Origin of the sequence: Enterococcus sp. 7E2_DIV0204, assembly GCF_002140855.1 — a bacterium.
GTDB classification, from domain to species: Bacteria; Bacillota; Bacilli; order Lactobacillales; family Enterococcaceae; genus Enterococcus_L; species Enterococcus_L lemimoniae.
In genome coordinates this window covers 98854-111773 of sequence record NZ_NGKY01000002.1, presented here as the reverse complement: position 1 = coordinate 111773, position 12920 = coordinate 98854, and the positions used below count along the sequence as shown (strand labels likewise).

The window sequence follows — 12920 nt, the reverse complement described above, 5'->3', positions numbered from 1 at the left end:
TTTTACTTAATTTTAAATAGGGTTCGACTTTGATAGGGGTTTTCTGGACGTAATTGAATATCACCAAATCCTTCAAATTCAACAGCTCCTGGGCTAACTTGGGTTTCCAACGTAATCCCACCATGACTGACTAATTTTTGCCCTCGAACCTCTGGCCCATTATCACCAAATTGTGCTGTAAAAATCACAACTGCCGGGCGATCCGTGTACATTTCAACCGTCAGGTCCTTTTGTGGCGCTATAATCATTGCTTGTGCCTGATCAAAACCAGTCTGATTCAAAATAAACGGATGATCCAATCCACCTACTAAACGATTTTGCTCATAGGCTGTCTGAAATACCTGCTTCATGCTCTGCGGCTTCCTAAAATCAAAAGGCGTTCCTGTAACTGAGCGCAGTTCACCCGTAACGGTTGTATCGTCAGCAACTACAGCGAATCGGTCCGCATCAACAAATAGCAAATGCTGATCAACGGGTTGCGTGACATCCCCAGTTAAATTGAAATAAACATGATTCGTTGGGTTATAAAGCGTTGGTTGATCTGTTTTAGCATAGTAATCTAGAATCCATTCATTATTATTAGTTAGTGTATACGTCACACGTGCTTGTAATTCTCCTGGAAAACCATTCTCTCCGTCAGGACTCAGATAAGAAAATAATACAGAAACTTGTTCATTGGTTTCTGCTATCTCCGCTTCCCAAATCCTTGACTCAAAGCTTTTTGAACCACCATGCAAAGTATGACCATTTTCTGGAGAAATCGGTAACTGATAGTTATGCTCATCTATTGAAAACGAGCCATGCTTGATTCTTCCCGCAACCCGCCCAATCGTTGCGCCAAAATACATATCTTTCGCCACATATTCTTCCGCAGAATCAAAGCCTAAAATAATATTGCGTTGCTCTCCCTTAACTGGTACAATCAACTCAACGATTCTAGCACCTAAGTTCGTGACTTTCATCGTCAAACCATTATCATTCGTAAGCGAATACAAAATAGCGTTTTCTCCAAATTTTTGATTACTGATATTCAATACTGTCATCTCTCTTTCGTTTGAAATCAATTTTTCAATTGAGTAACTAAAACTATTTTATCATCTTTCACAGCATTAATTTCTTTAAACTTCATTTTAAACGACTTTTGTTTAGATTTACAATTTTTTTGTCACGTTGCACTTATAACAACTAATAACTTTCCTCCCCTAAAACCCTAGATGACTTTTTTTATTTTTAAACAAACAATAGAAAAGAGCGAAACAAAACTAAAGATCAGTTTTGCTTCGCTCTCTATACCTGAATAAACAATAGTCACAGTTCGCTGGGCGCTAAACACTTCGGCTTAGCTTCGTTAAATGTTATGATTTTTTTAATTTTCGTGTAATCAATTTTTCAAGCTCGACAACTATAAACACAACAACTCCAGAAAGTAAGGCCAATTTTATATACGGCCAACCGATCGTTGCTGTTCCGAGTGCTAGATGTATGATCGGTGTATAGATCAACAAAGCTTGCAAAATGACTAGAATTAGCAAGGACAACCACAATACTTTATTTGCCAATATACTTTTATTGATCGAAAATCGATAAATTTCCCGACAATTAATCATATAGAAAACTTGACCAAACACGATTGTAGTAATCAATGTCGTTTGCATAACTGCTTCTGATGCATGGCGACCTTCTAAAAATCCATTGACTAAAAAACCTAAAGCAGCTAATAAAAGTGAGACGTAAACGATACGAAAAACAGCATATCGATCTAAAATGTTTTCCTTTGGATCACGAGGTGGCTGATTCATGCCATTTTTTGCTAACGGTTCAAACCCTAAAGCAAAGGACAATGTGATTGTAGTCACCATATTCAGCCATAAAATTTGGACAGAGGTCAACGGTAGTGGTCTATCTAATAACAAGGAAACAACTACTAACAGACCTTGCGCAAAAGCCGTTGGTAAAGAAAAATAAATTGTTTTTTTCAAATTCTCGTAAACGCGTCGACCTTCTCTAATCGCAACAGTGATCGTTGCGAAGTTATCATCTGCTAAAACCATATCAGCCGCATCTTTCGTTACCTCTGTTCCTTTGATTCCCATAGCGATACCAATATCTGCTTGTTTAAGCGCTGGAGCGTCATTGACGCCATCTCCAGTCATCCCGACAATTTGCCCATTGCTTTGAATAGCGTTAACTAAACGTAGTTTATGCTCTGGTGTTGTTCTAGCATACACATCGTTCGATAGAACAACCTTTGCTAATTCTTCATCACTAAGCTGTTCAATATCTTGGCCTACTAAAGCATTTTGATAGTTTTCAAGACCAATTTCTTTGGCTATGGCCACTGCAGTATCTTTGTGATCACCTGTAATCATTTTTACTGAAATACCTGCTTGTTGACTGATTCGAACGGCTTCGATCGCTTCTTTTTTTGGAGGATCGATGATCCCAAATAAACCAGCCAGGATCATGCCACTGTGTAAATCTTCGTGGGCAAGTGTTGTTTGTGCTTGCGTGACTTCTTTAAAAGCAGCCGCTAAAATTCGTTGTCCTTTTCTTGCTTGTTGGCTGATTTTTTGCTGCCAATAGTCTTCATCAAACGTTTCCGTATTATCATCAGAAAGTTGATAATCGACCATATTTAGCAAAACATCTGGCGCACCTTTTAAATAAATGTAACGTTTACCTTGAATATCTACTAGTGTCGCCATATATTTATACGTTGAATCAAACGGAATTTTACTAATATCATGCTCTTCTTCTACAAGAGCCATATGATTAGCCCAATCCAGTAAAGCACCTTCAGTTGGATTGCCGATCACTTCTCTCACGCCATTTTTATACGTAATTTTTGTATCATTACAATACGAAGCGATTTCTGCCATTTTTCTCAAGGACTTATCTTGTTCAACTTGACGCATAGTCTCTGATTCAGCACCATTGACGGTGGTATCGATCGTTTCTTTTGATGTAACAAGTGCTACAACTTCCATCTCATTTTTTGTCAGCGTTCCAGTTTTATCAGAACAGATGACGCCCATGCTGCCTAATGTTTCAACAGCTGGCATCTTTTTGATGATCGCGTGTTGACGGGCCATTCTGGTGACACCGACTGATAAAATAATAGATAATACAGCCGGTAATCCTTCCGGCACAGCTGAAACAGCTAAAGCAATCATTGAAGAAAGTAATTCACTAGCCGATAGATCCCGGAAAAATAAACTGAACAGGACCAGAAAAATGATCAAAGCTATTAAAAATAGAAAGATTTGTTTATTTAACTGCTTCATCTTTTTGATCAATGGTGTCTCGTTACTACCTACATTTTTCAAATGCTGATTGATCTTTCCAATCTCAGTTTGATCACCAATTTGAACCACGATCCCTTTACCCGTTCCACTATTGATCAAGGTACCTGAATAAGCCATATTGGTGTGATCACCTAAATCTGCATCTTCTTGAAGTGTTTGATTATTTTTCTCAACAGGCGTTGACTCACCAGTTAACATCGCTTCATCAATCACTAAATTATAGGCTTCAATTACGCGAAGATCTGCTGGCACAATATCACCTGGACTTAAATAGACAATATCGCCTGGAACTAAAGTTTCTGCTTTAACCGTTTCTTTTTCACCTTCCACTAATACAACTGCTTCTGAACTCATCATTGAAGTGAGACTTTCTAAAGAATCGGATGCTTTCGCTTCTTGGACATAACCGATAATCGCATTAATGACTACCACCAATAAAATAATCGACATATCAATAAACTGACTACTGACTCCTTTTAAGATAGCTGATACAAGCAATACATAAATCAACAAATCATGAAAATGATGAAGAAATTTTTGTAGCTTGCTTGTTTCTTTTTCTTTTGAGAGTGTATTACTGCCTTCTTCTTGTTTCTTTTTTCTCAGAGTTCTGTCGAGTCCATTTAAACCTGATTTTAGTGTCGTTAACACTTGCTCGGTTGTCATTTGATACCAGTTCATAACATCTCCTCCTCAATAGTGTCGAAATACTTTATTAAAGTGTACAAAACTAGAGGAATAATTCATAACAAAAAGCCCTTGCCTTAACGAAAATGCTAAAATCTCTTCACTCATTGACCACAACTCATTGAAATAGGTCCATAAAAAATAAGACCCCACTCATAAATGAGTTGAGTCTTATCAACATTGCTGTTTGAATTAACCTTCTGGGTTGGCGTTGGCATCTTTGATACCATACTTTTTGTTGAAACGGTCCACACGTCCGTCTGCTTGTGTAAATTTTTGACGTCCAGTATAGAATGGATGAGAGTCAGATGTAACTTCGACACGGATTACTGGGTAAGTGTTTCCGTCTTCCCACTCAGCTGTTTCATCAGAGTGCTTAGTAGAACCTGATAAAAACTTAAAGCCTGTAGTTGAGTCCATAAAAATTACTGGGTGATATTCTGGATGGATATCTTGTTTCATAGTCTTTTCGCTCCTTTGCCCTGATCCATTTGCTGCATCAGAGTTTATTTGTCGATATACAACAGTACTATAATAGCATGATTCGTTTATCGATGCAATTATCTTTTAACATTTTTTTTGGCTTGTCTCCCAAAGGAAACATCATGAAATTCTTCAAAGAATTTCTGGTTGTTTTTTGTTTTGCGTAAGAATTTGACGAATTGCTCGGTATATTCTAAAGAATCACCCGTCATATGGTTACGTAATTTCCATGTTTCTTCTAACTGTTCAGCAGACATTAATAAATCTTCTTTACGTGTACCCGATTTTTTGATATCGATTGCAGGGAAAATACGGCGATCTGCTAAGTCACGAGATAAGTGCAACTCCATATTACCCGTTCCTTTAAATTCTTCGAAAATAACATCATCCATACGACTTCCTGTATCCACTAAAGCTGTAGCAAGAATCGTTAAACTGCCGCCCTCTTCGATATTTCTAGCAGCACCGAAGAAACGTTTTGGTTTGTAAAACGCTGCTGGATCGATCCCGCCGCTAAGTGTACGTCCACTAGCTGGGATCACTAAGTTATACGCACGCGCTAAACGCGTAATACTATCCATCAAAATCACCACATCGCGTTTGTCTTCAACCAAACGCATCGCTCGTTCTAAAACCAATTCGGAAACTCGTGTATGATTTTGTGGTTGCTGATCAAAAGTTGAAGAAACTACGTCACCATTGACACTACGTTCTAAATCAGTGACTTCTTCTGGTCGTTCATCAATCAAAAGAAGGATCAATTCTACATCAGGATAATTTTCTGAAATACCATTGGCAATTTCTTTTAAGACACTCGTCTTCCCTGCTTTAGGTGGTGCTACGATCAAACCGCGTTGACCAAAACCAACAGGAGAAAAAATATCGATCATGCGTGTCGATAGTCTACCAGGAGTTGTTTCTAATTTGATTTGTTTTTCGGGGTAAAGCGGTGTTAAGGCTGGAAAATGCGGGCGTTCTTTTGCTTCTTCTGGATCTTTCCCGTTGACACTTTCAACATGCATCAACCCATAATAACGTTCAGACTCTTTAGGTGGACGTGCTTTTCCTGCAACTTTATCACCATTACGTAAGCCAAAACGACGAATTTGAGAAGATGAGATATAGATATCTTCTGCACTCGGTCCGTAATTGATTGGTCGTAAAAAACCATAGCCATCCTGAGAAACAATATCAAGGATTCCTTCCATGAAGAAAAATCCTTGTTTCTCAGCTTGTGCGCGAATAACAGCTAGAGAGAGTTCTTTTTTATTCATTTGACTATAATAAGGGATCTTGAATTCTTTAGCATAAGAATAGATATCTTTCAATGTACTATTTTCAAGCTCCGCCATCGTTAAATAGTCACTCATTTAGCCACCTCGATTTCTTCTTCTGTTTCGATCATTTGAATATCTGCACCAAGTGCCGTTAATTTTTCAATAATGTGGTCATAACCACGTAAAATGTATTCTACATTATAAATTGTTGTAGTCCCTGTAGCCATCAAGCCAGCAATCACTAAACAAGCACCTGCTCTAAGATCTGAAGCTACTACTTCGGCACCATGGAGCTGCGTTGGTCCATTGATGACGATCATATTACCTTCGATCGACGCATCTGCACCCATCCGCACAAGTTCAGGAATATGTTTTGTTCGTTGTGCATAGATACTATCAATCACTTCGCCAGTCCCTTTAGCTTTCATCATCAAAGGTGTGATTGGTTGTTGTAAATCAGTTGCAAAACCTGGATAAGGATAGGTCTTAACGGTTGTCATCTTCAAATCATGAGATGGATGAACTTCGATCATATCTTCTTCGATCGTCATCTTAACGCCCATTTCTTGTAATTTAGCAATGAAACTTTCTAGATGTTCGTAAATGACATTACGAACTTTTACTCCTTCACCCATTGCAGCAGCCAGAGCTAAATAAGTCCCTGCTTCGATTCGATCCGGAATAATCGAATGGCGGCAGCCATGCAGCGTCTCAACACCTTCGATGCGGATAATATCGGTTCCAGCACCACGGATGTTGGCACCCATATTATTTAACAAGGTTGCAACGTCAATGATTTCTGGTTCACGAGCAGCATTTTCAATGATCGTTTTGCCCTCTGCCTTAACAGCTGCTAGTATCACATTGATTGTTGCGCCAATTGAAACCATATCCATGAAAATTCTTGTTCCCTGAAGTCCCTCTTCAGTTCTTAAGTACATCGCACCATGTTCATTCGTTACTTTTGCACCAAGAGCTTCAAAGCCTTTGATATGAAGATCAATTGGACGAGGCCCTAAATAACAGCCACCAGGTAAGCCAACAACACCTTCGCCAAACTTTCCTAATAATGAGCCCATAAAGTAATATGAAGCACGTAAGCTATTGATTTTGCCTTTTGGCATCGGAACAGAAACGATTTCGGTTGGATCGATAACGAGTGTATTGTCAGTAAAGGTTGTTTTAGCACCCATGATTTCTAAAATTTCAATTAATGAATGAACATCTTGAATATCAGGTACACCATCTAATGTTACTGGTGAATCAGCTAAGATCGCTGCGGGAATCAATGCTACTGCACTGTTTTTTGCTCCGCTGATAGATACTTCTCCTGTTAATGGACGATTACCATTGATTACGATTTTTTTCATTTATTATTCTCACCTATCTATGTAAAACAAAAAGTTTTATTTTTTTTGTAATATACCCAAACTATTCTAACATATTAAGGAACAATAAAAAAGCCAACAGCCATTCGCATTTGCTTGTTTTTCATCATTTATTCGTTTTTATATCATTTTAGCGGTAAATAAAAGGAAACTTGCCTATAAAAATCGCTGAGCAACAAAAATCTTAAAATAAAAAAAAGAGAGCGGACAAAACTAATGATCAGTTTTGTTTCACTCTCTAAATCCGAATAAACGGCGAGAAAAAAGCAGCTCCTTCGGAAATAAGCTGAAATTCACAAAAATTTGAAGAGCAATTTTCGTGAATTTCTTCTTATTTCTCGGATCTAAACGCTTTTATCTCGGCCTCTTTTTTACTAGTCTAGAACTAAATTATGCTTTGTTAGCAGAACCGAACCATTCGATACGTTGCTCAACTAATTCAGTAACAGCTTTTGTTCCTGGTGCTAATAATTTACGTGGGTCAAATCCTTTACCTTCAAGATCTTTGCCTTCTTCGATGTATTTACGAGTTGCAGCTGCAAATACTTCTTGACACTCAGTGTTAACGTTGATTTTAGAAACGCCCATTGAGATTGCTTTTTGAACTTGTTCTAAAGGAATACCTGATCCACCGTGTAATACTAATGGAATGTCACCAACAGCGTCAGCGATTTCTTGTAAGTGGTCAAATGCTAAACCAGTCCAGTTGTCTGGGTATGAACCGTGGATGTTACCGATTCCGCATGCTAGGTAATCAATACCTGTAGCAACCATTTGTACACATTCTTGAACGTCAGCTAATTCGCCAGAACCAATGATTCCGTCTTCTTCGCCGCCGATTGAACCAACTTCACATTCTACAGAAACACCTTTAGCGTGTGCTTTAGCAACAACGTCTTTGGCTTTTTCGATGTTTTCTTCAAATGGTAAATGAGAACCATCAAACATAACTGAAGTATAGCCGATTTCGATACATTCTAATGCATCTTTGTATTCACCGTGATCTAAATGAAGCGCTACTGGTACAGTAATGCCCATTGAATCGATCAAGTCTTTTACTAAATCGTAACATACTTGGTATCCGCCCATGTATTTAGCCGCACCCATAGAAGTTTGGATCAAAACTGGCGCTTTTTTAGCTTCTGCTGCTTCAAGAATCGCTTTTGTCCATTCTAGGTTGTTTGTGTTGAATCCTCCGACACCGTAGCCGCCTTTGCGAGCTGCTTTAAGAAATTCTGTTCCTGATACTAATGGCATAATAAAATTCCTCCTAAGTTTTAAAAAAACTTTATTTGTTAAGGACATCCTTAACCAACAGTTACATTTTAGCAGACTTTTTAGTACTTTTCTACTAAAATTGACTTTTTCAGAAAACTTTTGTCCAGACTTTCACAAAACTGTAGACACTTGCTGCTTTTTGTCCAAAAAAAGAGTGACACAGTTGATTCAACTAACGCCACTCTTTGTAACATTATAATGATAATCGAATCCAAACTAGTAAAATAGTAATGGAACCGATAACCCCTATCAACATATAAACTGCCCATTGAACTTGTTTTGACACATTCACTTTCTCTTTTGCATCTACGAGACTTCGATAAACAAATAGACACAAAATCAATCCTGGAATATTCAATGAAAATAATTGCTGAACCATACTGAATTTTAAATAGAATCCTAACAAAGAATGACGACAATCACTCGTGTTTCCAACCATGAATAACCCAAATAGTTGAAAAAAAAGTAAAAAAATCACAATACTTGTTAAAGTCAAACTAGGAATACTTGTAAAAAGAATAGACACTGAAACATTTTTGACCGCTGCTAAAATCGAGATGTAAAGACCAAACACTAGTGGAATCATTAACCAATAGCCAAATAGTACTCGCTTCATTTTAGTTGGATGCAAAAAGCTTGCCATCAGGTTTCCTCCTCAAATTGTTTATTCAAAAATGTCACATATTTTCTATAAATCAAATCAACCAATACACTTAACCCAACTAAGGACTGGGCAATATGCTCTTTTCCAGAAACAGTAAAAGGAGTTGAGTAATAAAAATAGGCATATTGAGCGTGTTCGGCAAAAAAATTATGGGAAAAAGCTGTGATTGCCGCAATTGGAATGTTTCGCGCATTTAACGAAAGAATATTCTCTTTGACGTCATCTGTTTCTCCACTTAACGATACAAACAAAACAATATCTTCTTTCGTAATCATTGACATACTAATGTCAAGTTCGGTTTTAACAGGAATGATGATCGAACGTTTGTCACAAATCATCAGCATCTTAGAAAATTCTTCGACCACTTTTCGTTGGGAGTAACCCGTTGCATAGCAATAGACAGTATTTGCTTGTTGAATTGCTTTACTCAAAGAAGTAAAATCTGTCTGTTGTGCTAGTTTAACTGTATTTTCAATATCTTTGGTCTGCAAATCAATCAAATCCGTGTCTGTCGTCCCAATGTTATTTTGTTTCGATTGCCGCATAAAATACTTAAACTCTGAATAACCAGAAAAACCTAATTTTTTAGTTAATCGTAAAATCGATGATTTGGAACTGTGAACTTTCTCTCCCAATTCAACAATACTAAGTTGCATAACCTGTTGCTCATTTTCTAAAATATACCCTAAAATAGCCCAATCCAGCTCACTTAAACCCTTTTGGTATTTTTGCATCAACGTCTCTAAATTCATATCTGGTCCCTCATTTCCTTAGTGTTCTTCCCTTAGTATAAAGGATGAAAAATTAAAACGATACTAAGGGAATTTTCTAAGGAAAACGATACTAATCGATTGCTACGACAACTTAGGCCAAAACGCTTGATTGGCTTCAATTAAATCATCTAAAATTTCTTGTGCGATTCGAGCGTTTGGCACAATTCTTGATAACATTAACGCTTGCCATAATTTTTGGTACGAGCCTTCTGTCCAAGCCTCAACAACTAGTTTTTCGACCGCCACTTGTTGTTCCATCAGCCCTTTTTGGAAACGAGGAATCTTTCCTTGAACAATCGGTTCCGGTCCGTTACTGCCAACAATACACGGAACCTCTACCATAGCAGTTTCATCAAAATTGACGACAGCACCTTGGTTTTCAACAATCAACAACATTCTTTCATGGGTATTATAGGCGATTGCTCTGGCTAAATCGACAATATAAGAAGCATGTTCATCCACTTCCAAGGTCGTCCCTTTGGCGGTGCCTGCTTTGGTGATCCGATTACATTCACCAAAAACATGTTTTTCACGTCCAGCCATAACTTCATTTGCTCGTGTATATTCTGGGTTTGCCTGTGCTACTTCGTCTTGCGGGTAAAAGTAATACTTCAAGTACGTATTGGGTAAAGTGGTTGGATCCACCGCATAGACTTCTTTGGCTTTGGCAAATGTATGCATCCAGCTAGCATCGGTATGTTGTGATTCTTCCACTTCCTCTTTTAAAGAGTAACCATACTCTTTGACATGGGCTTTGATTTGCGGCATTAGGTCATTGCCCTTTTGATCTCTAATATCTGTCCACCAACCAAAGTGATTCAAACCATAATAACGTACAACCATCTCTTTTCTAGAACTCAGCCCAACAGATTTCGCCATGCGTTCCTCAATACCGACTGGCATGTCACAAATATTAATAATTTTACTTTCCGGACGTAACTTCCGCGTTGCTTCTGCCACGATCGCTGCTGGATTTGAGTAATTCAACATCCAGGCATCTGGTGAATATTTCTCCATGTAGTCGATCAACTCCAATACTCCACCAATGGAGCGCATACCATAAGCAATTCCGCCTGGTCCACAGGTTTCTTGACCGATCACGCCGTATTTCAGTGGAATCTTTTCATCTTTTTCCCGCATAGCATAAAGTCCAACACGAATATGAGCCATTACAAAATCAACATCAGTAAACGCCGTTTTAGGATCTGTTGTCGCCAAAAATTCAATGTCTGGCGCTTGTTCCTTAATGATAATTTCGCAGGCATCTGCAATTTGCTTTTGTCTTTCTAGATTATTGTCATAAAATTTGATCTGTCTAATGGGTAACTTTTCTAAATTATCTAATAACATTAACACGATTCCTGGGGTAAATGTACTTCCCCCACCTGCAATTACGATCGAAAATTTCTTCATTTCTTATCCAGCTCCTTCATTCTATTCATTTAGTTTGTTTTGATTGCCTAATGCTAATAAATTTTCAAATTGCTCTCTCACTTGAGGAACATCTAAGCCGACAATGACTTGAAAAGCCGTACCATTACGAACCACTCCATGGGCGCCACCTTCTTTAAAGGCGCCATCGGGTAAAACGATCCCTGCGTCTTTTACTGTAATCCTCAAACGGGTAGCACAATTATTCACTTTTTCGATATTATCACTCCCGCCAAACGCCTCTAAATAAACAGCGGCTTGTTCTGTATATTGATTCGCACCAGCAATGGAAATGTCACCCAGAGCACCCGTTTTTTTCGCTTCTTTGTACTCTTTCTTACTATATAGCTTCACTTCTTGATCTTCTGCTTCTCTTCCTGGTGTGGCAAAATTAAACTTCAAGATCAATGCCCGAAAGACAACGAAATAAATCAGTGTAAAAGACAAGCCAATCAGCAGCTGAGTGAAAATCATCCCTTTGTGATTAGCAAATAGTGGAATCCAATTTTTTGCCAATAAGTCGATGAAACCACCACCCATATCACCTACAACACCAAAGAAATACATCGTCGCAGCCATTGTTGCAGCTAACACTGCATGTAGAACAAACAATGGTGGCGCTACAAATAGGAAGGTAAACTCTAACGGTTCCGTGATTCCCGCTAAAACAGCTGTTAAGGTAACCGGAATTAAAATCGCTAAGACTTTTTTCCGTTTATCAGGTTTAGCTGTGAAATAAAAGGCTGCCGCAATCCCAGGTGAGGCAAAGATTTTTGAGTTTCCATGTAAAGCAAAACCACCTTGTGGGAATAACTGCTTGATTGGTGTTGTTGTTTGCGCATATTCATTTAAATGGGCCATCCAATATTTCGTAATCCCATTTTCAACAACTGCTGGTCCAAAGACGAACGGTGTATAGATAAAATGATGTAACCCTGTAGGAATCAAAATTCTTTCTAAAAACGTATACAACCAAACGCCAAAAGTGCCAGCACTTGCTAAAAATGTTTGCATTGAACCAATACCCATTTGAATTTTTGGCCAGATCAGACAAATTAAAAAGGCAATAGGCAACATGGCGAAAAAGCCTAAAATTGCGATCAAAGAAGATCCTTGGAAAATCCCTAAAAAATCTGGTAATTTTGTGTCAAAATAGCGATTATGCAACCAAACCACGATTGCTGAAATAAAAATAGCCCCAATAATTCCTGTATCCAATGTTTTGATGCCTGCAATCAACTTCATGCCACTATCGCCGCCAACTTCTTGGGTAAAGTCAACACCAAAGAATGAACCAAAATACTCCAACATACTGCTGATAAAATAATTACAGGTCAGATAGATGACAAAAGCTTCCATTGCCGCTCGAGCATTCGCTTTTTTAGCTAAGCCAATTGGCAACCCGATCACAAATAATAATTCCATTTGATTAAAGACTGTCCAGGCCCCACTTTCCAAAACAGACCAAATCCCATACCAAACTGTTCCTTCGTTGGCAATACTCCCAACGATCATCGGATTTTTAAAGATAATCGCAAGCGCTACCATAATTCCTGAAAATGAAAATAGTAACACTGGGGTAAACATGGCTCCTCCAAACCGCTGCACTTTTTCCATCACTAGTGAAACACCTT

Annotated in this window: 10 protein-coding genes; all 10 read right to left on the bottom strand. The window is 38.3% G+C overall.

Going from position 1 to position 12920, the window contains the following annotated elements:
* Positions 1 to 2: 2 nt before the first annotated feature.
* Entirely contained in the window at positions 3 to 1043 is a 1041-nt protein-coding gene (locus A5819_RS15945) for an aldose epimerase family protein (RefSeq protein WP_176271479.1), read from the bottom strand.
* Positions 1044 to 1355: 312 nt separating this feature from the next.
* On the bottom strand, positions 1356 to 3986 hold the full coding sequence (locus A5819_RS15940) for an HAD-IC family P-type ATPase (RefSeq protein ID WP_086281645.1): 2631 nt from the start codon (positions 3984 to 3986) through the stop codon (positions 1356 to 1358).
* A gap of 198 nt (positions 3987 to 4184) precedes the next feature.
* The gene (locus A5819_RS15935) at positions 4185 to 4454 is read right to left on the bottom strand and encodes a type B 50S ribosomal protein L31 (protein ID WP_069654216.1); all 270 of its coding nucleotides are present in this window, start codon (positions 4452 to 4454) and stop codon (positions 4185 to 4187) included.
* A gap of 98 nt (positions 4455 to 4552) precedes the next feature.
* On the bottom strand, positions 4553 to 5845 hold the full coding sequence (gene rho / locus A5819_RS15930; protein WP_086281646.1) for a transcription termination factor Rho: 1293 nt from the start codon (positions 5843 to 5845) through the stop codon (positions 4553 to 4555).
* Complete coding sequence (locus A5819_RS15925; protein ID WP_086281647.1) at positions 5842 to 7122, bottom strand: UDP-N-acetylglucosamine 1-carboxyvinyltransferase; 1281 nt, start codon at positions 7120 to 7122, stop codon at positions 5842 to 5844. Before A5819_RS15925 ends, rho begins: the two co-directional genes overlap by 4 nt.
* A gap of 408 nt (positions 7123 to 7530) precedes the next feature.
* Positions 7531 to 8397, bottom strand: coding sequence for a class II fructose-bisphosphate aldolase (locus tag A5819_RS15920; protein ID WP_086281648.1), 867 nt, complete (start codon positions 8395 to 8397; stop codon positions 7531 to 7533).
* A 214-nt stretch (positions 8398 to 8611) separates the two neighbouring features.
* On the bottom strand, positions 8612 to 9061 hold the full coding sequence (locus A5819_RS15915; protein ID WP_086281649.1) for a hypothetical protein: 450 nt from the start codon (positions 9059 to 9061) through the stop codon (positions 8612 to 8614).
* Positions 9061 to 9834, bottom strand: coding sequence for a MurR/RpiR family transcriptional regulator (locus A5819_RS15910; RefSeq protein WP_086281650.1), 774 nt, complete (start codon positions 9832 to 9834; stop codon positions 9061 to 9063). Before A5819_RS15910 ends, A5819_RS15915 begins: the two co-directional genes overlap by 1 nt.
* A 102-nt stretch (positions 9835 to 9936) precedes the next feature.
* Entirely contained in the window at positions 9937 to 11268 is a 1332-nt protein-coding gene (locus A5819_RS15905) for a 6-phospho-alpha-glucosidase (RefSeq protein ID WP_086281651.1), read from the bottom strand.
* Between the two features lie 21 nt (positions 11269 to 11289).
* A complete protein-coding gene (locus tag A5819_RS15900) occupies positions 11290 to 12906 on the bottom strand; it encodes an alpha-glucoside-specific PTS transporter subunit IIBC (protein ID WP_086281652.1) in 1617 nt (538 codons plus the stop codon).
* Positions 12907 to 12920: the final 14 nt, after the last annotated feature.